General features: G+C 61.3%; 28 protein-coding genes and 1 tRNA gene. 21 read left to right on the top strand and 8 right to left on the bottom strand.

Annotated elements, in window-relative coordinates; all coding sequences use genetic code 11:
- The 3 genes from NKJ28_RS16130 to NKJ28_RS16120 form a co-directional block, all read left to right on the top strand.
- Positions 1-278 (top strand): hypothetical protein (locus NKJ28_RS16130; RefSeq protein WP_352636432.1); only part of this gene is annotated, 278 nt, incomplete at its 5' end.
- A gap of 239 nt (positions 279-517) precedes the next feature.
- Positions 518-608, top strand: a tRNA-Ser gene (locus NKJ28_RS16125).
- A gap of 443 nt (positions 609-1,051) precedes the next feature.
- Positions 1,052-2,203, top strand: a complete 1,152-nt coding sequence (locus NKJ28_RS16120) for a porin (RefSeq protein WP_352591993.1) — start codon at positions 1,052-1,054, stop codon at positions 2,201-2,203.
- Positions 2,204-2,466: 263 nt separating this feature from the next.
- Here the strand turns inward: NKJ28_RS16120 and NKJ28_RS16115 are convergent, their stop codons facing one another.
- Both NKJ28_RS16115 and NKJ28_RS16110 read right to left on the bottom strand, forming a co-directional pair.
- Positions 2,467-4,119, bottom strand: a complete 1,653-nt coding sequence (locus NKJ28_RS16115; protein ID WP_352636431.1) for a tetratricopeptide repeat-containing sulfotransferase family protein — start codon at positions 4,117-4,119, stop codon at positions 2,467-2,469.
- Between the two features lie 63 nt (positions 4,120-4,182).
- Positions 4,183-5,835 (bottom strand): tetratricopeptide repeat-containing sulfotransferase family protein, encoded by a 1,653-nt coding sequence (locus tag NKJ28_RS16110; protein ID WP_352636430.1) that lies wholly within the window; start codon positions 5,833-5,835, stop codon positions 4,183-4,185.
- Positions 5,836-5,956: 121 nt separating this feature from the next.
- Here NKJ28_RS16110 and NKJ28_RS16105 point away from each other — a divergent pair, with 121 nt between their 5' ends.
- A complete protein-coding gene (locus tag NKJ28_RS16105) occupies positions 5,957-7,063 on the top strand; it encodes a pyridoxal phosphate-dependent aminotransferase (protein ID WP_352636429.1) in 1,107 nt (368 codons plus the stop codon).
- Between the two features lie 32 nt (positions 7,064-7,095).
- Here the strand turns inward: NKJ28_RS16105 and NKJ28_RS16100 are convergent, their stop codons facing one another.
- Complete coding sequence (locus tag NKJ28_RS16100) at positions 7,096-7,596, bottom strand: MarR family winged helix-turn-helix transcriptional regulator (RefSeq protein WP_023677790.1); 501 nt, start codon at positions 7,594-7,596, stop codon at positions 7,096-7,098.
- A gap of 199 nt (positions 7,597-7,795) precedes the next feature.
- On the opposite strand from NKJ28_RS16100, the gene NKJ28_RS16095 reads away from it, so the two are divergent.
- The 10 genes from NKJ28_RS16095 to NKJ28_RS16050 all read left to right on the top strand — a co-directional run bounded on the left by NKJ28_RS16095 (position 7,796) and on the right by NKJ28_RS16050 (position 16,516).
- Entirely contained in the window at positions 7,796-8,074 is a 279-nt protein-coding gene (locus NKJ28_RS16095) for an acylphosphatase (RefSeq protein ID WP_023677791.1), read from the top strand.
- 150 nt (positions 8,075-8,224) lie between these two features.
- Positions 8,225-8,887 carry a TetR/AcrR family transcriptional regulator gene (locus NKJ28_RS16090; RefSeq protein ID WP_352591978.1) on the top strand — a complete coding sequence of 221 codons (663 nt, stop codon included), beginning with the start codon at positions 8,225-8,227 and terminating at the stop codon, positions 8,885-8,887.
- A 48-nt stretch (positions 8,888-8,935) separates the two neighbouring features.
- A complete protein-coding gene (locus NKJ28_RS16085; RefSeq protein ID WP_352636428.1) occupies positions 8,936-10,099 on the top strand; it encodes an isovaleryl-CoA dehydrogenase in 1,164 nt (387 codons plus the stop codon).
- Between the two features lie 82 nt (positions 10,100-10,181).
- Positions 10,182-10,574 (top strand): AbrB/MazE/SpoVT family DNA-binding domain-containing protein, encoded by a 393-nt coding sequence (locus NKJ28_RS16080; protein ID WP_352591975.1) that lies wholly within the window; start codon positions 10,182-10,184, stop codon positions 10,572-10,574.
- On the top strand, positions 10,571-10,954 hold the full coding sequence (locus tag NKJ28_RS16075; protein WP_023677795.1) for a type II toxin-antitoxin system VapC family toxin: 384 nt from the start codon (positions 10,571-10,573) through the stop codon (positions 10,952-10,954). Before NKJ28_RS16080 ends, NKJ28_RS16075 begins: the two co-directional genes overlap by 4 nt.
- A gap of 4 nt (positions 10,955-10,958) precedes the next feature.
- Positions 10,959-12,566 carry a carboxyl transferase domain-containing protein gene (locus NKJ28_RS16070; RefSeq protein WP_352636427.1) on the top strand — a complete coding sequence of 536 codons (1,608 nt, stop codon included), beginning with the start codon at positions 10,959-10,961 and terminating at the stop codon, positions 12,564-12,566.
- Between the two features lies 1 nt (position 12,567).
- Entirely contained in the window at positions 12,568-13,098 is a 531-nt protein-coding gene (locus tag NKJ28_RS16065; RefSeq protein WP_352591969.1) for an O-acetyl-ADP-ribose deacetylase, read from the top strand.
- A gap of 115 nt (positions 13,099-13,213) precedes the next feature.
- Positions 13,214-13,588, top strand: coding sequence for a hypothetical protein (locus tag NKJ28_RS16060; protein ID WP_352636440.1), 375 nt, complete (start codon positions 13,214-13,216; stop codon positions 13,586-13,588).
- Between the two features lie 29 nt (positions 13,589-13,617).
- Complete coding sequence (locus tag NKJ28_RS16055; protein WP_245274740.1) at positions 13,618-13,998, top strand: hypothetical protein; 381 nt, start codon at positions 13,618-13,620, stop codon at positions 13,996-13,998.
- A gap of 529 nt (positions 13,999-14,527) precedes the next feature.
- The gene (locus tag NKJ28_RS16050) at positions 14,528-16,516 is read left to right on the top strand and encodes an acetyl/propionyl/methylcrotonyl-CoA carboxylase subunit alpha (protein ID WP_352636426.1); all 1,989 of its coding nucleotides are present in this window, start codon (positions 14,528-14,530) and stop codon (positions 16,514-16,516) included.
- A gap of 98 nt (positions 16,517-16,614) precedes the next feature.
- Here the strand turns inward: NKJ28_RS16050 and NKJ28_RS16045 are convergent, their stop codons facing one another.
- Both NKJ28_RS16045 and NKJ28_RS16040 read right to left on the bottom strand, forming a co-directional pair.
- Positions 16,615-17,736, bottom strand: a complete 1,122-nt coding sequence (locus NKJ28_RS16045) for a branched-chain amino acid ABC transporter substrate-binding protein (protein ID WP_352636425.1) — start codon at positions 17,734-17,736, stop codon at positions 16,615-16,617.
- A gap of 379 nt (positions 17,737-18,115) precedes the next feature.
- Positions 18,116-18,382: a sel1 repeat family protein gene (locus NKJ28_RS16040; protein ID WP_352636424.1), complete on the bottom strand. Its 267-nt coding sequence runs from the start codon at positions 18,380-18,382 to the stop codon at positions 18,116-18,118.
- A 459-nt stretch (positions 18,383-18,841) separates the two neighbouring features.
- Between NKJ28_RS16040 and NKJ28_RS16035 the strand changes: the two genes are divergently transcribed.
- From NKJ28_RS16035 to NKJ28_RS16015, 5 genes are all read left to right on the top strand, one after another.
- A complete protein-coding gene (locus NKJ28_RS16035; protein WP_023677801.1) occupies positions 18,842-19,186 on the top strand; it encodes a DUF2147 domain-containing protein in 345 nt (114 codons plus the stop codon).
- Positions 19,187-19,395: 209 nt separating this feature from the next.
- Entirely contained in the window at positions 19,396-19,548 is a 153-nt protein-coding gene (locus NKJ28_RS16030) for a hypothetical protein (RefSeq protein WP_023677802.1), read from the top strand.
- 41 nt (positions 19,549-19,589) lie between these two features.
- Complete coding sequence (locus tag NKJ28_RS16025) at positions 19,590-19,784, top strand: hypothetical protein (protein WP_352454349.1); 195 nt, start codon at positions 19,590-19,592, stop codon at positions 19,782-19,784.
- Between the two features lie 80 nt (positions 19,785-19,864).
- Positions 19,865-21,367: an AMP nucleosidase gene (locus NKJ28_RS16020; protein WP_352636423.1), complete on the top strand. Its 1,503-nt coding sequence runs from the start codon at positions 19,865-19,867 to the stop codon at positions 21,365-21,367.
- 80 nt (positions 21,368-21,447) lie between these two features.
- Positions 21,448-22,485 carry an endonuclease/exonuclease/phosphatase family protein gene (locus tag NKJ28_RS16015; protein WP_352591950.1) on the top strand — a complete coding sequence of 346 codons (1,038 nt, stop codon included), beginning with the start codon at positions 21,448-21,450 and terminating at the stop codon, positions 22,483-22,485.
- Between the two features lie 30 nt (positions 22,486-22,515).
- Here NKJ28_RS16015 and NKJ28_RS16010 read toward each other — a convergent pair whose 3' ends face one another.
- From NKJ28_RS16010 to NKJ28_RS16000, 3 genes are all read right to left on the bottom strand, one after another.
- A complete protein-coding gene (locus tag NKJ28_RS16010; protein ID WP_352454346.1) occupies positions 22,516-23,112 on the bottom strand; it encodes a DUF922 domain-containing protein in 597 nt (198 codons plus the stop codon).
- A gap of 111 nt (positions 23,113-23,223) precedes the next feature.
- A complete protein-coding gene (locus NKJ28_RS16005; RefSeq protein ID WP_023677807.1) occupies positions 23,224-24,903 on the bottom strand; it encodes an electron transfer flavoprotein-ubiquinone oxidoreductase in 1,680 nt (559 codons plus the stop codon).
- Between the two features lie 106 nt (positions 24,904-25,009).
- Positions 25,010-25,192 (bottom strand): hypothetical protein, encoded by a 183-nt coding sequence (locus NKJ28_RS16000; RefSeq protein ID WP_198023574.1) that lies wholly within the window; start codon positions 25,190-25,192, stop codon positions 25,010-25,012.
- On the opposite strand from NKJ28_RS16000, the gene NKJ28_RS15995 reads away from it, so the two are divergent.
- Together NKJ28_RS15995 and NKJ28_RS15990 are read left to right on the top strand one after the other, a co-directional pair.
- The gene (locus NKJ28_RS15995) at positions 25,143-25,787 is read left to right on the top strand and encodes a hypothetical protein (RefSeq protein WP_352569852.1); all 645 of its coding nucleotides are present in this window, start codon (positions 25,143-25,145) and stop codon (positions 25,785-25,787) included. The two genes, NKJ28_RS16000 and NKJ28_RS15995, sit on opposite strands and share 50 nt — an antisense overlap.
- A gap of 37 nt (positions 25,788-25,824) precedes the next feature.
- Complete coding sequence (locus NKJ28_RS15990) at positions 25,825-26,706, top strand: uracil-DNA glycosylase (RefSeq protein WP_352636422.1); 882 nt, start codon at positions 25,825-25,827, stop codon at positions 26,704-26,706.
- Positions 26,707-26,800 lie beyond the last annotated feature (94 nt).

Below are 26,800 nucleotides of genomic sequence, written 5' to 3'. Positions count from 1 at the left end.
GCGGCGCGCGCACCGGAAACTGCGATCAGTGCCGCAGCGGAGCCGAGAAGAAGGCTCTTGATGTTCATTTTCTGACCTCCAGTCAAAAGTTAAAAAACGGGTCTGGGTATTCTTTGCTGAAGGACAGCGTTCCCTGCCCCATCCCCACTACCGAAAAAGATGCGCACCGCGCCGCTCCTTCAAACCCGACATTACCCATGAGACGGCGGCGTTCAACCACGATCGTACCGGCAAAAGGTTTGTGTTGGCGCTATACCCCGGCGTTGTTGCACAAATGACACGATTTGGCCTCACTCCGAAAGCTCCCGTTAACCAACGGCCCTTCGCAAGCCGTTGCAAACCGCGGATTCCGGCGATGGTCGGCCCGAAATGTGACCATGGCCCGAGTCGCGAACCAGGGAATTGCCGTAGAATCGCCACATCGCCGCGCGGCGCTTTGGCGAAGGGTCGATTTTTCAAGGATAATAGCGTCAGCTTGTTGATTGTGCCGGCGCTTTTCTTTATCCACCGGCGCAACGGAGAGGTGGCCGAGTGGTCGAAGGCGCTCCCCTGCTAAGGGAGTAGAGGTCAAAAGCTTCTCGTGGGTTCGAATCCCATCCTCTCCGCCACCCTACGCCCTGCGGGCTTCGGGTGGCAGGCCACCCGAAGCCGCATTTTGGGCGTAGGGTGTCGCCCGAAGCTACGAAGTAGCGTAGGGGGACCATGTGGTACGTCTATTTTCTGCAACTCCGTAACGGCGATGTCTATGTCGGATCGACCAACGATCTTTGACGCCGTTTTGATTCGCACCGATCAGGCGATGTGACTTCGACTAAGGCTTATCTGCCTGCAATCTTGAAGGCCTACATCGGGGTTGAAACCGAGGCCAACGCACGGCAACTCGAGCGATATTTCAAGACCGGTTCGGGCAAGGCCTTTGCGAGTAAACGTTTTTGGCCGACACGGCCTCACTGACGGCCTTAGGACCTATCTATTTGAAATATAAATAAAAACAAACCCAACGAGCTGCTTTTCGCCGACCTCCGTCCCGATTCTGACTGGAGGTCAGAAAATGAATATCAAGAGCCTTCTTCTCGGCTCAGCCGCGGCATTCGTCGCGGTCTCCGGTGCGCGCGCCGCCGACGCTGTTGTGGTCGCCGAGCCGGAACCCGCCGAATACGTCAAGATTTGCGACGTCTACGGCGCCGGCTACTTCTACATCCCCGGCACCGAGACCTGCCTGCGCATCGGCGGCTACGTCCGCTATGACATCGGCATCGGTGACGTCGGCTCATTTGACGGTGCAAAGACTACCGATCAGCAGGACGGCGACTCGCAGGATACCTACTACAAGCACGCCCGCTTCACGCTCAAGACCTGGACCGGCCAGGAAACCGAGCTCGGCACCTTGAAAACCTACACCGAGACGCGCTTCAACTGGGGTAACCACAACGATTACCTTGATGACAACTTCAATGGCGGTACGAGCGTTTCGCTGAACTTTGCCTGGGTGCAGCTCGGTGGTCTGCGCGTTGGCAAGGACGAATCGGCCTTCGATACCTTCATCGGCTATGCCGGCAACGTCATCCAGGATACGCTGGTCCCCTACGGCGGCTTCGACACCAATGTCGTCCAGTATTACTTCGATGCCGGAAACGGCTTCTCGGCCGTGGCTTCGTTGGAAACCGGTTCGGGCAGTGCCGCCGCGGATCCTGGCATTTTCCAAGACAGCAACAGCGGCAATGATTCCATCGACAGCTATGTCCCGTATGTCGTCGGCGGTATCAAATACACGCAGGGCTGGGGCTCGATCACCGGTGTCGCCGCCTATGACAGCACCTGGGAAGAGTGGGCCGGCAAGGTTCGCGTCGACGTTACGCCGATACAGAACCTGACACTGTTCCTCATGGCCGGTTACGGCTCTGACGACAACATCGACCGCAACTTCTACAAGCAATGGGGCGGCAACTGGGCAGTCTGGGGTGGTGGCACTTACACCATAAACGAGAAGACCTCGTTCAACCTCCAGGCGTCGGCTGACGATGACAAAAACTACGGCGTCGCCGCGAACATTGCCTACGATATCGTTCCCGGTCTCACGATCACTGCCGAAGTCGATTGGGCCCGCGACGGTCAGTTTGACAAAGCCTACGATCGCAACTGGACCAATGCCGACGACAAGGACAGCGTCGGCGGCATGCTCCGCTTCCAGCGCTCATTCTAACAGTCCGAGCTAGATTGAGATTGAACCCGGCGGGCAACCGCCGGGTTTTTCGTATCGGCGCGACGCAGCTGTCAACTTTCGATGCATAATGCAGGCTGCTGCTGAGCAGCCGATCGCAGGGCTGGTCGAATGCAATGCTCGCTCCGCACGCTTGTTCGTGCAAAAGAAAAACTTGGGCCGATCTGAAGAGCTGGCCTACCGGATCAATGTATCTCGACAGCAAGTCACGATCGACCTCGGCCGATCGGGCGCATCCTACTTGTTCAAATTTCAGCCAGATCGCCCAAGGCGTCAATCAGCGGCTGAATTGCGCTCTCATACTTTTTCCAGCGTTTGACGGATGAACTATAGATCGGCTGCCGGACCTGCCAGCGGCTGGGGGTATTGACCGATCCGCTCCTCTCGAAAAAGCGCAGGCAGGAATCGTCCCAAGGCAAGCCGAGATGATCGATGAGACGGCGCGATTGCGTCTCCTGATCCGCAACCAGCGTCTCATAGCGGCTTTCGAAAATACGTCCGGGAAAGACCTTGTCCCAGTGCCGCATCAAGCGATCATATTCGCGGTAGTACAACCCGAGAGTCTCAAGGTCGGCGTTGTAGCCGTGGTCCTTGGTGAAATGCAAGACGAAGCAGGAGACGCAATTGTCGATGGCATCGCGCCGGCAATGAATGACGCGTGCGTTGGGAAAGAGAATTCCAATCACGCCGATAAACTCGAAGTTGTGCGGCATCTTGTCGACGATGCGGGGCGCGGCAGGCGCGTGCTGGCGCAGATAAGACAGGTATTCTTCGGCCAGCGCCCTCGACTGGTCCCTCGTCATCGACATAATCGAACTGCGCAGGTCCTCATCCGACAGTATTCTAAAGCCCATCGAGTTCGCGATTCGCCGCAGCTTCGTAAGCTCTCCGGCGCCATGGACATCCGGATGGCTCGCGCAGATCTGCTCGGTCAGCGTCGTCCCCGACCGGGGCATGCCCAGCACAAACACAGGCACTTCAGACGGACTGCCGTGGCCAGCCTTGGCTTCCAATAGTGATGGGCTGAATATCTCGATCATGGAATCGACGCTTCGGCGGTAGTACTCCAGGTCGAAATCGTGACCAGCGGCCTTTTTCGCCCTCTTGAAGTGATCTATCGCCTCTTCATAGCGCTGAAGATCGTTCAGCACTTTGCCTGCCGCGTGGTGGAGCTGCGATGCAGCAACGGGTTCGAGCCTGGGATTGGAGAGTTCGCGCAGGATAGAGTCGAGCTCGGCAGGTTTTTCGGTGAACTTTTGCGTGTCGACCAGGTAATTGTAGGCTGCCCCAACATCGACGCGACGTTCTATTGCCTGATCGAGATAGGCTCTGGCTTCGTCCATGCGGCCGAGGCTGGTGAGCGCACCAGCCAGACCAATCCGGACCATGGGATGGTCGCCGTTGATCTTTAGCGCCTTCTCGTAAAGGGGCAAAGCCATCTCGGCCTTGTCGAAGTTGACGTAGGCACGCGCCAGTCCGCAAAGCGCTTCCACCAGATCGGGTTTCAATTCGCAGGCGCGCTGCAGGTGCCTGATCGCAAGCAAGCTGTCGCCAAGCTTCAGACCGGCCTCTCCCAGGCTAAGGTGGAAATATGGATTCTGAGGCGTCTGGCTTACTGCCCGCGCAAAATATTTGAGAGCCAACTCGTCGTCGATACCGAGCCCCAACGTGCCGAGGATGTAGAGCGAAAGCGGGTGGTTGGGCGTGCGGGCGAGAACGCGATGGCATAATTCCTCCGCCTCCGGGAGCCGCTTGGCTTGCTGAAGTTCGAGCGCCTGTCGCAGCAGCATGTCGTCAGCTTGCGCGCGCGAGGGCGATTTCACTTTCAACGGCTGCACTTTCGGCGCCGAACGGGACTTTATGTGTTTGGACCAAGCGGGCGGCAGTCGGTTGCTCATCATGTCTCGCTAGCAAAATGGTCCGGGAGAATCCAGCCTGGCCGTTGCCGCCGGCCGTGGAACTCAGGCACCGGCGAGATCGCCGAGCGATTGGATCAGCGGCTGGATTGCGCTCTCATAGTTTTTCCAGCGCTTGACAGATGAACTGTAGATCGGCTGCCGGACTTGCCAGCGACTGGCCGTGTTGACCGATCCCTCCTTGTCGAAGAAGCGCAGGCAGGCATCGTCCCAGGGCAATCCAAGATAATCAATCAGACGGCGCGATTGTGCCTCCTGATCCGCAACCAGCGTCTCGTAGCGACTTTCGAAGATGCGTCCCGGAAAAACCTTGTCCCAATGTCGCATCAGGCGATCATATTCACGGTAGTACAGCCCGAGCGTCTGCAGGTCGGCGATGTAGCTGTGTCCCTTGGAGAAATTCTGGAAAAAACACGAGAGGCAATTGTCGATGGCGTCGCGGCGACAGTGAATAATCCGCGCGTCGGGAAAGAGGAGGCCTATGAGACCGATCAGTTCGAAATTCTGGGGCATTTTGTCGACGACGCGAAGTGCGGTCGGCGCACGCTCACGAAGGTATGACAAATGCTCCTCGGCCAACCTTTTGGACATGTCAGGGGTGATCGGCACAATCGATTGGGCCAAGGCTCGTGACGGAACCTTCGTGAGGCCGATAGCATTTGCGGCTCGCCTTAGCTTGCTCAGTTCTCCTGCGCCGTGAACATCCGGGTGGCTCGCGCAAATCTGCTCGGTCAGGGTGGTCCCCGACCGGGGCATTCCCAATACAAACACGGGCACTTCCGATGGGCTTCCATGACCCGCCTTGGCAGCCACCATGTCCGGGTTGAAGAGCTCGATCGTAGAGTCGACCCAGCGGCGATAGGCTTCCAGATCAAACTTATAGCCTGCGGCCTGCTTGCCTTTCTTGAAATGATCTATCGCGTCTTCGTAGCGCCCAAGGTCGTTCAGCACCTTGCCGGCTGCGTGATGAAGTCTCATCGCACTGTCCGGGTCAAGCTTTGGATAGCCCAGTTCGCGCAGGATGGACTTAAGTTCGGCCGGCTCTTCGGTGAATTTGCGCGTATGCACAAGCTCGTTATAGGCAGCGGGCATCGCGATGCGACGTTCGATCGCTTCTTTCAGATAGACTTCGGCTTCGTCCACGCGACCGAGACCGGTGAGTGCGCTGGCCAGTCCTGTCCGAACGCGAGGGTGATCGCGGTTGATCTTGAGCGCTTTCTCGTAAACCGGGACAGCCATGTCAGCCTTGTCGAATTCGACGTAAGCGCGTCCCAACGCGCAAAGCGCTTCCAGCAAATCGGGCTTCAACTTCAATGCTTGCTGAATATGCCTGATTGCGGGCGAATATTCGCTGACTTTCAGATAGGTTTCACCCAGACTAAGGTGGTAATAGGGGTTTTGAGGCTCCTCGCCGACGGCTCGGGCCAAATATCGCAGCGCCATTTCATCGTCGAGCCCGATGAATAGCGTGCCCATAATATACGAAGCCAAGGGATGGTTGGGCGTGCGCTCCAGCACGCGACGGCACAGTTCCTCAGCCTCGGCCAACCTCTTGGCCTGCTGCAAGCCATACGCCTGTTTCAGCAGCGCATCGTCGGCTTGCGCGCGCGACGGCGGTTTCGCCTTCGGCGGCTGCACTTTCGGTGCCGGGCGGGACTTTATGTGCTTGGACCAAGCGGGCGGCAGTCGGTTGCTCATCATGTCTCGCTAGCAAAATGATCCGGTAGAATCCAGCCTGACCGTTGCCGCTGGCCCTGGAACTTGCGCAGGCCCAGCCAGCAGGCTAGCAAGAAGGCCCCTTTTCGAACGAGCCTTTGCCATGCGCCCTCCCCTTACGCCACTTATCGCCGCGCTTCCTTCTACAGTGCCGTTTGTCGGCCCTGAGGCGCAGGAGCGCGACCGCGGCCGCGCCTTTCGCGCCCGCATCGGCGCCAATGAGAGCAGCTTTGGCCCTTCGCCGCGCGTCGTTGCCCGCATGGCCGAGATTGCCGGCGACATGTGGATGTATTGCGACCCCGATAATCACGATTTGAAGGTAGCCGTGGCCAGGCATCTCGGCGTCGGCGCCGAAAACGTCGTCGTCGGCGAAGGCATAGACGGGCTGCTCAGCCTGGTTGCGCGCATGTATGTGGCGCCGGGCGATGCGGTGGTGACCTCGCGCGGCGCCTATCCGACCTTCAACTTTCATGTTGCCGGCGTCGGCGGCCGGCTGGTCGCAGTGCCCTACGAGAACGATCGGGAAAACCTCGACGGCCTGCTGGCGGCAGTGGCCAGGGAAAAGGCGCCACTGGTCTACCTGTCCAATCCGGACAATCCGATGGGCAGCTGGTGGGAAGCCGCCGAGCTCAGCCGCTTCATCGAAGCCTTGCCGGAAACCACAATGCTGGTGCTCGACGAAGCCTATGGCGAATTAGGGCCAGCCTCAGCGCTGCCGCCGATCGATGTGGCGCGGCCGAACGTCATTCATATGCGCACCTTCTCCAAGGCCTATGGGCTGGCCGGCATACGCTGCGGCTATGCGGTGGCCGAGGCCCAGGTGATTCGGGACTTCGAGAAGATCCGCAACCACTATGGCGTCAGCCGCATGGCGCAGATCGCCGGTGTCGAGGCGCTTGCCGATCAGGCCTGGCTGGATAGCGTGGTGGCGCGGGTCGCCGCCGGTCGCCGGCGTATCGCCGCAATAGCCGAAGCGAACGGGCTGAAGCCGCTGCCTTCGGCGACCAATTTCGTCACCATCGACTGCGGCCGCGACGGCGCTTTCGCACTGAAAGTGCTGCAGACGCTGTTATCACGCGACGTCTTCATCCGCAAGCCGATGGTGCCGGTTCTCGACCGCTGCATCCGGGTCAGTGTCGGCCTCGACCACGAGCTCGACATCTTTGCCGAGGAACTGCCTGGCGCACTGGCGGCAGCGCGGGGGAACTGAAGAGCGCAACGCCGGGATTCCAGTGCTGCCCGCTATTTCTCCCCGAGCAGGCGCATGACGCACTTCAAGGCGTCCGATAATTCGGCAGCCGCGTCATCGGCGAGGCCGGCCGTCAGCCGGGCGAGGTCGCGATCCGCCGCAGCCTGAAGCCTGGCGAGCTCAGCACTTCCGCGAGCGGTCAGCGACAGGATACGTCTGCGCCGATCGGCTGGGTCAGAGCGTGTCTCGGTCAGGCCAGCGGCGGCGAACCTCCTCAGGACGCGTGTGACATAGGCCGGATCGAGCCGGAGTTCGGCAGCGATTTCGGAGGCCGCCGGCCGGAGATCGAGGTGGAACGCCCGTGCAAGAAACCCTGCCTCACCGCCGCTATTGGCGACAGCGCGGGATCGGCCGCCCAATTCGAACAGCAGCCGCGCCTCGCCCAGCGTATAGGCGCTGTGCGTCAAGGTCAGGTCGAGCAGCCCGATCAGGCGCGTGTAGAAGCGATTGAAGCCACGTATCTCCGCGACAAGGGCATTCCGATCGGCCGGCATGTCGACCTCCTTCGGACGGACCGCTCCGTCAGGGCCATGATCGCCTATTATTTGACTTAGTCAATCATCGGTGGAGGCGCCACCCATCTCGCAGTGCGAAATCTGGCGGATAGCGACCGGAGAGAAACCTTCGATGCACGTTGCGCGGTTGAATTTGCGCGGCGATGCGCCAGACTCGACTCAAAGGATGGAGAGCGCGATGACCGATCGTACGGTGCAGGTACGCATATACGGCAAGGTGCAAGGCGTCAGCTACCGGGTTTGGGTGCGGCGCGAGGCGTCGGCGCTTGGCCTTGCCGGGTGGGTGCGCAACGAAGTTGACGGCTCGGTGACAGCCTTGATTGCAGGAACCGGGGCGGCGGTCTCGACGATGATCGAACGGTTTTGGCAAGGGCCGCCAGGGGCAGCGGTTTCAAAGGTCGATGTCGAAGAGATCGAGGCTCGCGACACGTCGGCCGATTTCAGGATTGTTGCCTAGCAAGGCATGGTCCTGCTCATTCGCTTCCATCGCACAAAATTCTCCAGGGTGCAGATAGAGCAAATCTGAAGCCATTGCCCTGCCCGGACATGCCTCGGTTCTTGAATTAATTGAACGTTTGTTTTATTGTCCGCGAAAAGGCGGCTTGTCATGGCGCGTACGACCGGTTCCGACGGAGAGAAGACCGAAGCTGCGGTCCGCGAGGCGGCGGTCAGCCTGATTGCGCGTCTTGGCTACGAGGCGATGTCGATGCGCCAACTGGCGGCCGAGGTCGGCGTCCAGGCAGCGGCGCTGTACCGCTACTTCCCGACCAAGCAGGACCTTCTGTTCATGCTGATGCGTGAGCATATGGAAGGCTTGATCGAGGCGTGGCGCGCAACACGCCCTGTCGGCGCCGATCCGGCAGCGCGGCTTGCCGCTTATGTCGAAAACCACATCGCTTTCCATATCGAACGCCGCCACTCCACCCATGTCTCGAACATGGAGCTGCGCAGCCTGTCGCATGAAAAACTCACGCAGATCCTGCGCATGCGCACGGCCTACGAGAAGGAGCTGCGCGCCATCCTGCGCGACGGCGTCGAAGGGGGGTTATTCAGCATCGAAGACACCGGGCTCACCGCCATGGCGCTGATCCAGATGATGACCGGCGTCATCGTCTGGTTCCGGCCGGGCGAACGGCTGTCGATCGCCGAAGTCACCGCTACATATCTAGCAATGACAATGCGCCTTGTTGGAGCAAAGAGCGATGGCGCGAGGACGAGCCACGGCGCCGTGCGTCCATTCGAGCGCGCAACGGACGCTGCAGCACTTTGATTTCGCGCATGATCCCGATTTTCGCGGTCGTGCGCCGGGAGGAACGGCATGTACACGCATACGCTCAACTTCGGGCTTGACGAAGACATCGAGGCGCTGCGCGACCTGGTGCGGCGCTTCGCCCAGGAAAAGATCGCACCGATCGCCGCCGAGATCGACCGCTCGAACGAATTCCCGGCACATCTGTGGGCGGAGCTCGGCGGGCTCGGCCTGCTCGGCATCACCGCCGATCCCGATTTCGCCGGCAGCGGCATGGGCTACCTCGCCCATGTCGTGGCGATGGAGGAGATTTCGCGCGCCTCGGCCTCGGTCGGCCTCTCCTACGGCGCCCATTCCAACCTCTGCGTCAACCAGATCAACCGCTGGGCGACGCAGGCGCAGAAGGAAAAATATCTGCCTTCGCTCTGCAGCGGCGAGAAGGTCGGCGCACTGGCGATGTCGGAATCGGGAGCCGGCTCCGATGTGGTGTCGCTGCGCCTGCGCGCCGAAAAGCGCAATGATCGCTATGTGCTCAATGGCACCAAAATGTGGATCACCAACGGGCCGGATGCCGACACGCTGGTCGTCTACGCCAGGACCGATCCGGAACTCCATTCGCGCGGCATCACCGCTTTCATCGTCGAAAAGGCCTTTGCCGGTTTTTCCGTGGCGCAAAAGCTCGACAAGCTCGGCATGCGCGGCTCGAACACCGGCGAGCTGGTGTTCGAGAATGTCGAAGTGCCGTTCGACAATGTGCTGCACGAGGAAGGGCGCGGCGTCGAGGTGCTGATGTCGGGCCTCGACTACGAACGCGCCGTGCTGGCCGGCGGCCCGATCGGGCTGATGGCTGCGTGCCTCGACGTGGCGATCCCTTACGTGCACGAACGCAGGCAGTTCGGCCAGCCGATCGGCGAGTTCCAGCTGGTGCAAGGCAAGCTAGCCGACATGTATGCGACGATGAACGCGGCGCGCGCCTACGTCTATGCCGTGGCCGCCGCTTGCGATCGCGGTGAGACGGCCCGCAAGGATGCTGCCGGCTGTATTCTCTTCGCCGCCGAAAAGGCAACGCTGATGGCGCTCGACGCCATCCAACTTTTGGGCGGCAACGGCTACATCAACGACTACCCGACCGGCCGGCTTTTGCGCGACGCCAAGCTCTACGAGATCGGCGCCGGCACCAGCGAAATCCGTCGCTGGCTGATCGGGCGGGAAATCATGGTGGAGGGCGCCTGATGGCGTCTTTTTGAGATTTTGCCAGAAGCCGCACGATGTGGCATACTTCGGAATATGTGCCACAACACAGGCGAGACGGACCATGGCTGGCAAAACGGGAAAGTCCGGATTTGACGAAGATCCGCAAGCACGGTTCGATGCCGGCGCTCGCCAACCACAGCTTCGTGCTCCGGCGAAACGCGAGCGTGTCAAGCTTGGCGAGGGCGGGCGCTTCGTCATTCCTGCCGCGATGCGCGAGGAGATGGGCGTGAAGCCTGGCGAGGACATGATCCTTCATGTCGAAAACGGCGAGCTGCGGGTAAGATCGTGGCTGCAGAATCTGCGACGCGTCCAGGCCGAATTGTCGACGCTGAAACAGCCCGGTGAAAGCGTCGTCGACGAATTTCTGAAGGAGCGGCGGGAAGAGCAGCGTCGAAGCGACAAGCGTCTGGACCGGCTTCACGCCGAAGGGACGACAGGAAAGCGGGCGAAATGAAGCCCTACGTCATGGACAGTTCGGCGGCGCTCGCAATCCTGCTCAACGAGCAAGGCACCGATAATGCTTTGGGGTTCGCGCCGGATGCACAATGCAGTTCGGTCAATGCGGCCGAAATCATCGCCAAGCTGATCGACAAGGGACGCAGCATGGAACAGGCCGCGGACGACCTCGCCAGTCTCGGCATGCCGATCGCCGTTTTCGACGACGCGATGGGCATCGCCGCTGGGCAGCTTCGCCAATTGACGCGGCATCGCGGCTTGTCGCTGGGCGATCGGGCTTGCCTGGCGCTGGCAATTCGCGAGAATGCCATTGCCGTCACCGCTGATCGCGATTGGGGCGACCTCGATGTCGGCTGCAAGATCGAGCTGATCCGGTAGCGCCATGGCCCCCCTCACCTCTCAGATGTCGTCCGCCTCCGATGCCTTCCGCGGCAATGCCGAGCGCATGCGGGCGCTAGTCGCCGATATTGCTGAAAAAGCCGCCGCCATCGAGCGCGGTGGCTCGGAAGAGGCGCGTGAGCGGCACGTCTCCCGCGGCAAGCTCCTGCCGCGGCAACGCCTAGCCCAATTGCTCGATACAGGCTCGCCCTTCCTCGAAATCGGCCAGTTCGCGGCATGGTCGATGTATGGCGAGGACATCCCTTCGGCCGGCCTCATCGCCGGCATCGGCCGCGTCGAAGGCACCGAAGTGATGGTCGTCGTCAATGACGCCACGGTGAAGGGCGGCACCTATTATCCACTGACGGTGAAGAAGCATCTGCGTGCACAGGAGATCGCATTGCAGAACAATCTGCCTTGCGTCTATCTGGTCGACAGCGGCGGCGCCAATCTGCCCAACCAGGACGAGGTGTTTCCCGACCGCGATCATTTCGGCCGCATCTTCTACAACCAGGCCAACATGTCGGCCGCCGGCATTCCGCAGATCGCCTGCGTCATGGGTTCGTGCACGGCCGGCGGCGCCTATGTGCCTGCGATGTCGGACGAGACAATCATGGTGCGCAACCAGGCGACCATCTTTCTCGGCGGGCCGCCGCTGGTGAAGGCGGCCACCGGCGAGGACGTCACCGCCGAGGACCTCGGTGGCGCCGACGTGCACACAAGGCTTTCCGGCGTTGCCGACCACTATGCGCTCGACGACGAGCATGCGCTGGCCATATGCCGGCGTATCGTCAAAAACCTGAATCGGAACAAGACTGTAAGCCTTGCCTTACAGAAATCGATTCCGCCGCTTCACGATCCACATGAACTCTACGGCATCGTGCCGACGGATCTGCGCCAGCCCTACGACGTGCGCGAGGTAATCGCCCGCACCGTCGACGGTTCCGAGTTCGATGAGTTCAAGCAGAATTATGGCACCACGCTGGTCACCGGTTTCGCCCATCTCAGCGGCATGCCGGTCGGCATCGTCGCCAACAATGGCGTGCTGTTTTCGGAAAGCGCGCTGAAGGGCGCGCACTTCATCGAGCTGTGCTGCCAGCGCAAGATCCCGCTGATTTTCCTGCAGAACATCACCGGCTTCATGGTCGGGCGAAAATACGAGGCCGGCGGCATCGCCAAGGACGGCGCCAAGCTGGTCATGGCGGTCGCAACGGCCAAGGTGCCGAAGGTGACCGTGATCATCGGCGGCTCGTTCGGTGCCGGCAATTACGGCATGTGCGGACGCGCCTATTCGCCACGCTTCCTGTGGATGTGGCCGAATGCCCGCATTTCGGTGATGGGCGGCGAGCAGGCGGCAACGGTGCTGGCCGTGGTCAAGCGCGAAGGCATCGAGCGCAAGGGCGGGGAATGGAGCGCTGAGGAGGAAGCGAAATTCAAGAAGCCGATTCTGATGAAGTACGAGCACGAGGGACACCCGCTCTATTCGTCGGCAAGGCTCTGGGACGACGGCATCATCGACCCGGCCAAGACCCGCGAGGTGCTGGCGCTCAGCCTTTCGGCCGCGCTCAACGCCGAGGTCGAGGAGACAAAATTCGGCGTGTTCAGGATGTGAGATGAGCGATACCGGCCAGAGGATTCGCATTCAAACCGGCGACATCACGAAGCTGGCGGTCGATGCCATCGTCAACGCCGCCAATACCTCTCTTCTCGGAGGCGGCGGCGTCGACGGCGCTATCCACCGCGCGGCCGGCCCCGAGCTTGTGGCAGAATGCCGGACCTTGCATGGCTGCAAGGTCGGAGACGCAAAAATCACCAAGGGCTACAGGCTGCCCGCGCGCTACGTCATTCATACGGTCGGGCCGGTCTGGCAAGGTGGCAGCAAAGGAGAAGCCGAACTGCTCGCCTCCTGCTATCGCCGGTCGCTCGAAATCGCCGCCGCAAAGGACTGCCGGACGGTGGCGTTTCCTGCGATCTCGACCGGGGCCTACCGCTATCCGAAGGATCAGGCGACGCAAATTGCTGTCGGGACCGTGAGCGCCTTCATCGGCCAGAACATCGTTCCGGAAACCGTCATTTTCTGCTGCTTCGACGAGCCGACGGCCGAATTGTATCAGCGGGTCGTCGCTGCACTCGGCAGGGTGTGACCCTGCGCGGGAGACAACCCACCACATCTCCAGACTATTTTTTGCTTCTCGATCTGGCCAGACGAAAGAATCACGGCTATTGATCATCGCAAATACCAATGGGGATTGGGCGAAGATGAGGCGGCGGGTTTTTCAGAGAACAACTGTGCATTTACTTGCAGGGTTGCTTATATTAGTGACCCCTGGCATCGGCGCAGCGGAGTCGCTGGCGGGAAGCAAGGGCGAGACCCGTTTCTATCCCTATTTGCCGCAGAGCCCGAAGGATCCGTGTACCAGGGCCCACAAGGCCTATGTAGCGGCCGGCGGCCATTCAGCCTATGCAACCACTCCGTATTCCCGGGTGCGTTTTCTGTACATCATCTGCGGCTCGCGCTTGAATGCACCGTCACAGCAAGCTGCCGAAGAATTGGCGTTGAAATCCTGTCAGGCCGCCCGCAACAGTTACAGAGTTACAACTGGCGGCGGCTGCGAAATCGCTGCCTCCAAGTAGGCGAATATATTTCAGTGTTTGGGGTTCAAATGGGTTTGGCAATGAAATCTTTATCAATCAAGCGAGCAACCATGTCGGTACTTGCACTGCTTGTGGCCTCTGCACCGAATGTCGGCGCCGCCGAATCGCTGGCGGGAAGCAAGGGCGACAGCCGCTTTCCGGTCTATTTTGCACCGGGTACAATCGGAGGCTGCGGCAAGAATTACAAGGACTATGTGGCGGCTGGCGGTCACTCGGCCTATGCGATGACGCCATTCAACTGGGCAACCGAATTCACTATTTGCGGTGCTTATCTGAATGCAACATCCCAGAAGGCTGCGGAGGCGCTGGCGTTGAAATCCTGCCAGTCCGCGCGCAGCAAGTACAAGGTCACGACTGCAGGGGCCTGCGCCATAGCTGCCTCCAAATAGACCGACACTCGTCGGCCTTCGACGTATTCAATGGGTGGGAAAAATGAAATCTATAGGCGTCAAACAAGCAGTCTTCTCGCTAATAACCGGGTTGCTTCTAATCTCGAGCCCCAATGTCGGCGCGGCGGAATCGCTGGCTGGAAGCAAGGGCGACGTCCGCTTCTACCCGTATTTTCCGGCGACCGCGGATCGGCCATGCACCAAGGCATATAAGGCCTATGTGGCGGCCAGCGGCCATTCAGCTTATGCGACCACTCCGTATTCCCGGGTGCGTTCGTTGTACATCCTGTGCGGCTCGCGCTTGAATGCGCCCTCGCAAAAGGCTGCCGAGGATATGGCGATGAAATCCTGCCAGGTCACCCGCGACCGTTACAGGGTCACGACCGGGGGAGCTTGCGAAATCGCGGCCTCAAAGTAGGCAGGCCTCGCTTGCCTACCCTTTGACCGCCAGACTACAAAGCAGGGCATTGCCGCAGTTCGCGTGACGAGAATTCGCGCCGTTGGCGGCAGCTCTGCCTGTGGAGGCCCGATGTTCGCCAAGATCCTGATCGCCAACCGTGGCGAGATCGCCTGCCGGGTGATCCGCACGGCACGCAGGATGGGTGTGCGCAGCGTCGCCGTCTATTCCGACGCCGACAATCGCGCCTTGCATGTCGAAATGGCCGACGAAGCGGTGCATATCGGCGCCTCTCCCGCCAACGAAAGCTATCTGCGCGGCGACAAGATCATCGCGGCGGCCTTGGCCACAGGTGCCGAGGCCATCCATCCGGGCTACGGCTTTCTTTCGGAAAACCCTGATTTCGTCGACCAGGTGGTCGCGGCGGGGCTGATCTTCATTGGCCCGTCGGCGGCCTCGATCCGCGCCATGGGACTGAAGGACGCGGCCAAGCGGCTGATGGAAAAGGCCGGCGTGCCTGTCGTTCCGGGCTACCATGGCGAAGCGCAGGAGATCGTGTTGCTCGCCTCCAAGGCGCGCGAGATAGGCTACCCCGTACTGATCAAGGCGCGCGCCGGCGGCGGCGGCAAAGGCATGCGGCGCGTCGAGCATCCCGATGATTTTTCGGAAGCACTGTCGGGCGCGCGGCGCGAGGCGAAAGCCGCGTTCGGCGACGACCGCGTCTTGGTGGAAAAATATGTCGACAAGCCTCGCCACATCGAAGTGCAGGTGTTTGGTGACAATTTCGGCAACGCCGTGCATCTTCACGAACGCGACTGCTCGGCACAGCGCCGCCACCAGAAGGTGATCGAGGAGGCGCCTGCCCCGGGCATGACGCCGGCACTGCGCAAGGCGATGACCGACGCGGCGGTGAAAGCCGCCAAGGCAATCCACTATTCCGGCGCCGGCACGATCGAGTTCATTGTCGATGCCTCGCAAGGGCTGAAGGCCGACCGTTTCTGGTTCATGGAAATGAACACCCGCCTGCAGGTCGAGCACCCCGTCACCGAAATGGTCACCGGCATCGACCTGGTCGAGTGGCAGTTGCGGGTAGCCTCCGGCGAAAAACTGCCGAAGACGCAGAGCGAGATCGCGCTCTCCGGCCACGCCTTCGAGGCGCGCATCTATGCCGAGGACGCGGCAAGAGGGTTTTTGCCGGCGACCGGCACCTTGCACCATCTGAAATTTCCGCAGCCGGCACCGGAGGGTGCGACCATGCGCGTCGAAACCGGTGTGCGCGCTGGCGATGCGATTTCGCCGTTTTACGATCCGATGATCGCCAAGCTGGTCATCCACGGCAAGGACAGACGGGCGGCCCTCACGGGACTTGGCGCAGCGCTGTCGCAGACCGAAATCGCCGGGTCGACGGTCAACACTGCCTTTCTTGCCGCGCTGGCCGCTGATGCAGATTTTGCGGCGGGCGATGTCGATACCGGCCTGATCGCCAGGCATCTGCAGGCGTTGACGGCGGTTCCGCCGCCGAGCGGTGAGACGATTGCCGCCGCGGCACTTGCCGCGTCCGGTGCGGGCGACTTGCCGTCCTCGGACGATCCCTGGTCGTCACTGGCCGGCTATGCGCATTTCCACACTGTAGCGCGGCGCACTCTGCTGAAGTTTGGCGAGCAGGAGATCGGCGCGCGCGTGTCGGTGCGGCCGGACGGGCGGTTCGAGGTGGCGCTGGATGCGCCCTATGACAGCGCCAATTCGCGTGATCTCCGCGCCGCGCCTCGCCTCGCCCGCTGGCCGGGCCACGTCACGGTCTTCGACGGTGCAATCGGCTACGGTTTTGCCGTGCCGGATCCGCTGGCGCGAACCGACGAAGCCGCCGCCGCTTCCGGCAGCCTGCGCGCTCCAATGCCCGGCCTGGTCAAATTGGTGCGTGCAGCCAGAGGCGAGTCCGTGATCAAGGGCCAGCCGCTGCTGATCCTGGAGGCGATGAAGATGGAGCACACCATTGCCGCGCCCCATGACGGGGTTATCGCCGAGATTGCTGCCGAAGGCGCGCAGGTAACCGACGGCACCGTGCTGGTTCGCTTTGCCGAAGAACCTCAGTTGACTGCTGTTTCCCTATCCACGAAGTGATCTCGAACGCGTGACAAAGGCGTCGCCAAAAACAACATGGCCGGGTTTGACCCCGGCCATGTTCAATTACAGCAGCGCGTCTTGCGGCGCCGCGGCCATCACGGCTGGATCGGCGCGTATTTGCCGTCGTGCCACTGGTTGATGTCGTAGCTGGCGTTTTTGAGGTCGCCCTTCTCGTCGAAGGTGACTGACCCGACAACCGTGCTGATCGGCTGGCCGTTCTTCAACGCTTCGGCGACTTTTGCCGGATCGTCGCTGCCGGCGCGTTTGATGCCTTCGGCGAAGGCCTGGATCACCGCATAGGAAAACAGCGTGAAGCCCTCCGGCACGAAGCCGCCGGCCTTGATCTTGGCGATGGCTTCCTTGGCTTCGGGCTTCGCCCGCGGATCCGACGGGAAGACGAACATGGTGCCTTCGCCGGCCGGACCGGCAACCTGCCAGAATTCCGGCGAAGCGATCGAGTCCGGCATGATCAACTGGAACTTGAGGTTCTGCTCCGCCGACTGGCGCAGGATCAGGCCGGCTTCGGGGTGATAGCCGCCGAAATAGACGACGTCGGCTTTCAGCTCCTTGAGCTTGGTAACAAGAGCGGAATAGTCCTTCTCGCCGGCGTTGATGCCCTCGTAGAGGATCTCTTTGAGACCGTTCTGGTTCATCGTTGCCTTGACGGCATCGGCCACGCCCTGCCCATAGGCGCTCTTGTCGTGCATGATGACGACGTTCTTGCCGGCATATTTCTTGGCGATCCATGGACCGATGAAAGCGCCCTGCGCATCGTCGCGCGTATAGAGGCGCATGATCGTCGGCCAGCCGGCCTTCGCCGCTGCGTCGGTTAGTACCGGGTTCGAGGAAGCCGGACTCATCATCAGCGCACCGGCTTCGGCGTAGACGGCGGAGGCCGGGATGCTGGAGCCCGAGCAGGCGTGGCCATCGATGAACTTGACACCATTGGCGATGATGCGGTTGGCGACCGAAACCGCCTGCTTCGGATCGCACTGGTCGTCCTCGATGTCGAGCTTGATCTGGCGGCCGTCGACGCCGCCCGCCGCGTTGATCGCGTCGGCGGCGGCTTGCGCGCCCTGCTTGAACTGATCGCCGATGGTGGCAAGCTGACCGGTCATCGGTCCGACCACCGAAAAGGTGATGTCGTCGGCGAAGGCGACCGGCGCGGTCATCATCAGGCCAAATATGGCGGCGCTCAAAATACTGAATTTCTTCATGGTGACACAACTCCTCCACTCTCGCGCGACCATCCCGGCCGCGCCTCTTCCAGAGTGGCGGGAGAATTTCATCCTTCACCGGGGCTGTCTAGACGCATCGTCGGCCCTCGATTGGGCCTGCAACACGCAGTCCGAAAGACAAAGCCGCGCCAGCCTTGTTCCGGCCGGTCGCGGCTTTTGCCATGAGCTTCCCAACGCATCGGCGCCAGGACCCGCTCGCCTTCCCTGTCTATTGCACAGCTTGCCGCCGTGTTCTTGATCTTGTTGGCTCAGCCGTCTTGCGCGGCCTTGATTTTTCGGGCCCGGCCCTCTGCGCGGCCTTGACCCGAAGCGTCCCTGTTGTGAGGTCAGTACCCTTGTGAAGTCGATGCCGGCGAATTCAGTGCATCGTCATCCATTCGCGAGCTTCGCGCAGCGCCTTGGCGATCTCGACCTTCGACATGGCGGCAGACAATTCGGAGCGCAGTTCCGCGGCGCGGGCCGAACCCTTGATCGCGGCGATGTTGAACCATTTGTGGGCGGCGACGACATCGGTCTCGCAATCGCGGCCAGTCGCATACATCATGCCCAACTCGAAAAGAACATCGGCCTGGGCAGTTGCCCCCATGGCGCCGAAGCCGGCTTCAAGCATTTCAAAACGTGCCATTTCAAATCCCCTGTTCTGGCTCCCGAGAGCTGTCTCCGTCTGCCCCTCGGTGTCCTTGATTACCGTCGGGGGCGGCCGCTCTTTCGATGCTTTCGAGAATGCCCCGGAGGCTTGAATCCGTCGTTAAATGGCGTGCTTAATTTGAGGAAAACAAAGCTAAAACAAGAGGTAAACGCGAAAATTCGTTAAGGATACAAAGCCAGCAATCGCGCCGGTTTGCACAAGATTTGAAGAAAACTTGCGAGGCGCGGATCAAGACTCCGCTAACCACAGAAGACAAAGACGTGTGCGGCCCGTTTCATTTTTCGCCGGCGCGGCCGTTCGGGAGCGGGCAAAAACCCGCAACCCTTCCGTCGCGGCACCGCTTTTGTTTTTCCGGGAGCTGGACTAGCTTACGTTTGCGTAAGGGGCAGACACCCGGGACGGAGCCCGATTGGACTTACCTGAGGGAGGAAAGACATGTTTCGACAAGTGAGCCTGGCCCTCGCGGCCGCAATAATGATGACCGGCGCGGCATGGGCCGATCCGATCGAAGGCAATTGGAAAACGCAAGCCGGATCGACTGCCGCCATTTCGGGTGGCGGCGGGGCATTTTCGATTACGCTCAAATCCGGCAAATTTGCCGGCAAGAACATCGGTTCACTGAAGGTTGCCGGCGACAACAAATATGCCGGCACCATAACCGACCCGGAAACCGACAAGACCTATTCGGGCAAAGCATCGCTTTCCGGCAGTTCGCTCAAGATGAGCGGCTGCGTGCTCGGCGGGCTGATCTGCAAGAGCCAGACCTGGCATAAGCTCTGATCGTGCCATTCCTGCCAGGGGTGAGCGGGGCCAGTCGGCCCCGTTTTCATGTTATCGGTCTCGCAGCCGCGGCGTCGCCATAGGTCGCTGCTTTCAAGGCGGCCCGCCCAGAGATCATCAACCATTTTGAACCCCAGATGAACGGAGCCATCAGAGCCGGTTCAGCCGGGGCAAGGCATTGTCATGCGTATTGAAGGAGACACCGCGCAATGCTTGCCCGCCGCTTCACCATCGTCTGCCTGCTGATGAGCCTGTTCGGCATGTTGTTCGCCGTCCTTGTCGCCGAAGCCGGCCGGCCGTCCCGCTCCTGGGACGTCGCAAGTTCCTGCCGACTCGGTTGCTTGAACCATCTTCACCACTGAAACGACAAAGAGCTGAACCTTTAGAGAAAAGCAAAACGCCGATGAACCGCCTCGCCGCCAACACCCTCAAGACGCTTCGGCTGCTGCCGCGCGCGGCGCTCATCCTGACTGTTCTTTCGGTCCCGGTACTGGCCGTGCCGACGATGCGCACCAATGCTGGCTCGACGATCGAGGCGCCTGCGTTGAGGAAGTCAGGCCTCGGCTTTGTGCTGCTGGTTAGCCTGCAGCGCGGTTAGCAGACCGAAAAACGCCGACAGCGCGTATTGAGGCCGCCTTACCCCCTCCCAACCGCGCGTCCAACTCTCTATATTGAGTCATGGAAAAGCGAATCTATCCCCAAGCCATTGAATCGGTCGTCACGCCGGAGCCGTTTGGCCGACAGAGCTTCAACGATGCCAAGAAGGCGGTCGCGACCCTGCAGGTGCTTTACGACCGCAACACCAAGTTCCTGCGCGATTCATTTGCCGCGCTCGCCGCGGGCGGCGACAACAACAAACGCTACCGGGCCTTCTATCCGGAGATCGGCGTCACCACGAGTTCGTTCACCCAAATCGACTCGAGACAGGCCTATGGCCACATGCCGACGCCGGGGCATTTCTCAACCACCATCACCCAGCCTGCTCTTTTCGAAAGCTACCTCACCGAACAGCTTCGGCTAATCATGCGCAACCACGGCGTTCCCGTCACGGTTTCGGAATCGACCACTCCCATCCCGCTGCATTTCGCCTTCCTCGAAGGCACCCATGTCGACGGCGCTGCTGCCGAACGCATCAAACGGCCGATCCGTGACCTGTTCGACGTGCCAGATCTCGACGGCACCGACGACCAGATCGCCAACGGCACGTTCGAAGTGGCATTGGGCGAGGCACGGCCGCTGGCGCCGTTCACCGCGCAACGCATCGATTATTCGCTGCACCGGATGTCGCACTATACGGCGACCAGCCCCCAGCATTTCCAGAACTTCGTGCTGTTCACCAACTACCAATTCTATATCGACGAATTCGTGGCCCGTGCACGCGAATTGATGGCCAATGGCGGTGACGGATATGTCGAGTTCGTCGAGCCGGGCAACATCGTGACCAAGGTGGGGGACGGCGCGCCCTGTGAGGGCGCTGCGCCCCCTCGCCTGCCGCAGATGCCGGCCTATCATCTGAAGAAGCCGAACCATGGCGGCATCACCATGGTCAATATCGGCGTTGGCCCTTCCAACGCCAAGACGATCACCGACCATATCGCGGTGCTCCGGCCGCATGCCTGGGTGATGCTCGGCCATTGCGCCGGCCTGCGCAACACGCAGGCGCTCGGGGATTATGTGCTGGCCCATGCCTATGTACGAGAAGATCATGTCCTCGACGACGATCTTCCGGTCTGGGTGCCGATCCCGCCGCTAGCCGAAATCCAGGTGGCGCTGCAGGAAGCGGTCGCCGAGGTCACCGGGCTTTCCGGATATGATCTCAAGCGCATCATGCGCACTGGCACCGTCGCCACTATCGACAACCGCAATTGGGAGCTGCGCGACCAGCGCGGGCCGGTCCAGCGGCTGTCGCAGTCACGGGCGATCGCGCTCGACATGGAATCGGCGACGATCGCCGCCAACGGCTTCCGCTTCCGGGTGCCCTATGGCACGCTGCTTTGCGTATCCGACAAGCCGCTGCATGGCGAATTGAAGTTGCCGGGCATGGCGACCGAGTTCTACAAGCGGCAAGTAGCGCAGCACCTGACCATCGGCATCAGGGCGATGGAGAAGCTGGCTGAAATGCCGATGGACCGACTGCATTCGCGCAAACTCAGGAGCTTTTCGGAAACTGCCTTCCAGTAAATGCCGAATCGCATGTGTCTGTCCAGGTCAGGACATTTCGTCATCTTGATTGAGCCGCACTTCTGCCGATAGACAAGGCGATGGCACGTGTTCGGGACATGACGGTTGCGCTGGCATTCGTCGCAATGCTTGCACTCTCGGCCGCGCTGGTGGCCGGGTTCTTCGGATCGCTGCATCCGGCCCTCGATTCCTTTGCTCATTTCCGCGTCCATTTTTCGGTGCTGATGGCGCTTTGCGCGCTGCCGCTGCTCGCCACCTCGTTTCGCCTGCAGGCCGCGGCCGCATTGCTGTTTGCGATAGCCTCCTTTGCCACTACGTCGAATGCCTTGCCGCTTTCGCGGCTATGGCAGGTGCAGGCCGGCTACGAAGCCAAACCCGGTGACGAGCCAGTCTACCGCCTGCTGCAGATGAACCTCAGGTTCAACAATCCAACGCCTGAGAAGGTGCTGTCGCTGATCGGCCGGACCCAGCCTGATGTGATCACCCTCGACGAGGTGTCCGAGATGTGGAAGGCAAAGCTTGGGCTGCTATCCGGCGCCTATCCCCACCGGATCCTCTGCCCATATCCCAATGGCGTGTTCGGCGTTGCGCTGCTGTCCAGACGACCGTTTGCCATAGGCACGGAGCCGCACTGCGACAGCCGCGGCGCGATGGCGATCGCCACGGTCGATTTCGGCGGAACCGACGTCGATGTCGCCGCCATCCACCTCACCTGGCCATGGCCGCACAACCAATCACGGCAGATTGGAGGGTTGTCTGACGAAATCGCCTCGCTTGGCGAGACGTCGATCCTGGCAGGCGACTGCAACGCAGCGCCATGGAGCGCCGCCGTCCGGCGCGTCGCATCGCTTGGCAAGCTGACTGTAATGCCGTCGGTCGGGCCGACCTGGCTCTACAGAAGGCTGCCGGATTTCCTGCGCTTCGCCGGACTGCCGATCGACCAGGTTTTCAGCAAGGGCGCCATCGTTATCCGTTCGGCGTCGACCCTTGAGGACACCGGCTCAGACCATCTGCCGGTGCTGGTGGAGTTTTCGCTACGGTCGGATGAACAAAAGCCGCTCGACGAGCACCAGACGGCGACCGCGCTTGCGGCGCTGCCTGGCGGGACGCGAAGCTGAAAATCCGCAGTCCAATCTCGACCTGGCTTATTACTGGCCCACAAAAGCGCGGATGAGGTGCTCGACAGGGCCGCCGTCGCGATGCTCGTGCGCATCGAAGGCGATCTGCTTTGCCTCGTATTCGGCATAGATGGCATTGATCCGGCGCTTTGCCTCGCGACGTGCCTCGAAACAGTGCGGGTCATCACCGACTGTCAGCCCTCGAACCGACTTTTCGGTGGCCCGCATCATCTGTCTGGCGATGCGGCCATGGGTCTCTTCATGGGCGCGGACGCCAGCGAAGAACCGCTTCCAGCGCTTCTGCAGCGCAGGCGACGTGGCTGAGACTAGTTTGGGATAGGTATAGAAGAGATTGAGCGTCCCGTTGGCCTGGCGCAGGCGGCAGACGCCGTTTTCCCGATGGGCGTCGAAGGTCCAATCATCGACGCTGTAGCCGGTCTGCGCGATGGCGTGGGTCATGAAGCCGTGCTTCGGCCCACTGCGATCCATGGCCTCGATCAGGGCCGCGCCGGTGGTTCCGGCAATGCTGTAAGTTCGTGTCTTGACCAGCACCTTAGTGCCGGCCAAGGCTGCAGGGGCGCACAATGCCCCGATCGCCACAACGCTCGTCAGAACTGCCAGGCGCATTTTTCCTTCCTCCCTGTCGCCGCAGAAAGGAAACACAGGCAGGCGGTTTATTCAACAATCCTACGGTTGCGCTGCTCCTCATCTTGTTTAGTCCGGAGCAAACCTTGTGACTTACATGTTCTGGTAGACCGGGCCCTCGCCGCCCTGTGGCGGCACCCAATTTATGTTCTGGTTCGGGTCCTTGATGTCGCAAGTCTTGCAGTGCACGCAGTTCTGCGCGTTGATGACGAAGCGCACATCCTTGGCCGCAGGATCGGCGGCGGCATTGCCATCCTTGTCGACCCATTCGTAGACGCTGGCCGGGCAGTAACGCGTCGAGGGCCCCGCATAGACGTCATGCTCGGAGCGCTTCTGCAGGTCCATGTCGGCGACGAGCAGATGCACCGGCTCGTTCTCCTCGTGGTTGGTGTTGGACAGGAACACCGACGACAGCCGGTCGAAGGTCAGCACCCCGTCCGGCTTCGGGTAGGCGATCTTCTGGTGCGCGGCGGCCGGTTCCAGCGTCGCGTAGTCGGCCCTGCCGTGCTTCATCGTGCCGAAGGGCGAGAAGCCGAACAGCGTGTTCAGCCACATGTCGAGGCCGCCAAGGCCGACGCCGACAATGGTGCCGAAGCGCGACCATAGCGGCTTGACGTTGCGCACTTTCTTCAGGTCCTTGCCGATATCGGTGGCGCGCCAGGTGGCCTCGTAGGAGGCCAGCTCGTCATTGGTGCGGCCGGCGGCTATCGCATCACAGACATGCTCGGCCGCCAGCATTCCGGAGAGCACGGCATTGTGCGAGCCCTTGATGCGCGGCACGTTGACGAAGCCGGCCGCGCAGCCGATCAGCGCACCGCCGGGAAAGGACAGTTTCGGCACCGACTGCCAGCCGCCTTCGGTGATGGCGCGGGCACCGTAGCCCAGCCGCTTGGCACCCTCGAAGGTGCCGCGGATCGCCGGATGGGTCTTGAAGCGCTGGAACTCGTCAAAGGGCGACAGATAGGGGTTCTTGTAGTTCAGGTGAACGACGAAGCCGACTGCCACCTGGTTGTCCTCGAGATGGTAGAGGAAGGAGCCGCCGCCGGTCTTCATATCGAGCGGCCAGCCGAAGGAATGCTGGACAAGGCCGGGCCGGTGGTTTTCCGGTTTGATCTGCCAGAGTTCCTTGAGGCCGATGCCGTATTTTCCGGGCTCACGACCGTCGGAAAGGTGGTGTTTGGCGATCAGTTGCTTGGCCAGCGAGCCGCGCGCGCCCTCGCCGATCAAGACATATTTGCCCATCAGCGCCATGCCCGGCGCAAAGCCCGGACCGTGCGTGCCGTCCTTCTCGACGCCCATGTCGCCGGTGACGACGCCGGTGACCGCACCGGCCTCGTTGTAGAGCAGGCCGACCGCGGCAAAGCCCGGATAGATCTCGACGCCCAGCGCCTCGGCCTTGGTCGCCAGCCAGCGGCAGACATTGCCGAGCGAGACGATATAGTTGCCGTGATTGTTCATCAGCGGCGGCATCAGGATATTGGGCAGACGGAACGAACCGGCGGGGCCGAGAACCAGGAAATGGTCGTCGGTGACCGGTGTCCTGAAGGGATGACCCTCCTCTTCGCGCCAGCCGGGCAGCAGCCGGTCGATGCCGATCGGATCGACGACGGCGCCGGACAGGATGTGCGCACCGACTTCGCCGCCCTTTTCCAGCACGACGACGGAAAGCTCGGGATTGACCTGCTTGAGACGGATCGCGGCGGCGAGGCCGGCCGGGCCGGCGCCGACGATGACCACGTCGAATTCCATGCTTTCGCGTTCGATATCGCTCATCGATCCCTCACTGGCTCGCTATTCCCGGCATCTTGCTGGCTCACGCGCTGCATAGCGCATCAAATAGCGACGGGAAACCGGCGCGGACGTGACAATACCGATTTCGTCAAAAAGTCGCGTCCTGCCGCACAGATTCGCGGTGACGAGCATCAATCTTCAATCCTATTCCGTTTGCACAGATATGTCGCACTGATGTTTTTAATTGTTCGACGGCTTGCTTATCGGCCATACTTCCCGCCATGCGCATATTCGGGCCGGCTGGCTTTTCATCGACGCGCTTTTTTTTCACGCCCGGCCGGTTTTGCCGTGCGGTGCTCTTGGCGCTTCTGCCACTGACGGCCCTCGATGCCCGTGCCGAGCAGCAACTGGTCTGGGCGACCGGCGCCTATTCCTTTTCCGACGAGCGCGGCGGTTTCCGCATCACCGGGGCTTCCGGCATCGGCACGAAGGAGGATCCGCTGGTCATCACCGAAGAGCTGAATTCAGCGACGCCGGTAACGCTGGCCATTCGCACGACAAGGCCGATCCAGCCGTTCGGCAAGGCGGGAGACTTCGCCAATGGTCTGATGTATATGCGCATCGACGTGCTCAACAATAGCGGCCAAGCCTGGGTCGAGTTCCAGTTCGAACTCCAGGAGATCCTCGACCAGCCGAGCGTGTTCGGCGATGGCCTGTCGTTCGACCAGCGCAACAAAACGCCCGAAAATATCTGGTCGAGCAGCTACGCCGATTTCGACCGCAATTTCGAACCGTATGACCGCCTGCTGTTCAAGAACGGCAAGATCGACCCGCTGAAGACCGCCAGCTTCTATTTCCTGATCACCGACTACACGCCGCGCTGGACGTTCTATCTGGTGCAGGATCCGCGCATACCGTCGAGCTGAACTTGCAAATTCAAGCTCCGCGGCCGAATGTGAAACCATGACTGCCGCCCCCTACACTAGCCGAGCCGATCTCGCCGAGCTGCTGGCCTTCTACGCCAGCGCCGGCGTCGACGAGGCACTTGAAGAACAGCCGGTAAACAGATTTGCAGAAGCCAGGCCGCCGGAGCGGGTGCCTGCGGCTGCCGCTCTGCCGGCCGGTGAAAATGCATCGCCTCATCGCTCGACGAGCGTGTCGCGCGCCGAAATGGGCGAGAGACCGAATACGGCACCGGCAGTGCGAACGTCCCCGGCCATGTCAACGGTGCCCGACGAGGCGCAGGCGGCATTGGCGCGGCAACTGGCGAGATCGGCGGCAAGCCTCGACGAGCTTCGCCAGCACATGGCGGCATTCGACGGCTGCAATCTTAAATTCACCGCCAAGAACCTGGTGTTCGCCGACGGCAATCCGACTGCCGCGGTGATGCTGGTCGGCGAAGCGCCGGGCCGCGACGAGGATATAGAGGGCTTGCCGTTCGTCGGCCGCTCGGGCCGGCTGCTCGACCGCATGCTGGCCGCGATCGGTCTTGACCGGACATCTGCCTACATCGCCAACGTGATTCCCTGGCGGCCGCCGGGCAACCGCACGCCGACGCCGCACGAGACCGAGATCTGCCGGCCGTTCATCGAGCGGCAGATCGAACTGGTCAATCCGAAGGTGCTGGTCAATCTCGGCGGCCCGTCGGCAAAGACCCTGCTCAACACCTCCGAAGGCATATTGCGGCTGCGCGGCAACTGGCGCGTCCACACGACCCCGTCTGGCGTCGCCATTCCCGCCATGCCGACCCTGCATCCGGCCTATTTGTTGAGAACGCCGGCGCACAAGAAGCTGGCGTGGCGGGATTTCCTCGAAGTGAAGGCGAAGTTGCGGGCACTTGGGTAACGGTGCAGAACGCGTCTTCCGTCCTCCCCTTGCGAGGAAGGAAGGGCGGCATCATGACCTCGCAGGTAATTGAAATGCGCCCACTGCCGGCCTA

Origin of the sequence: Mesorhizobium sp. M0145 (genome assembly GCF_040322355.1) — a bacterium.
Lineage (GTDB): Bacteria > Pseudomonadota > Alphaproteobacteria > Rhizobiales > Rhizobiaceae > Mesorhizobium.
The sequence above is the reverse complement of the archived record's forward strand: the minus strand, read 5'-3'. Positions and strand labels throughout refer to the sequence as shown.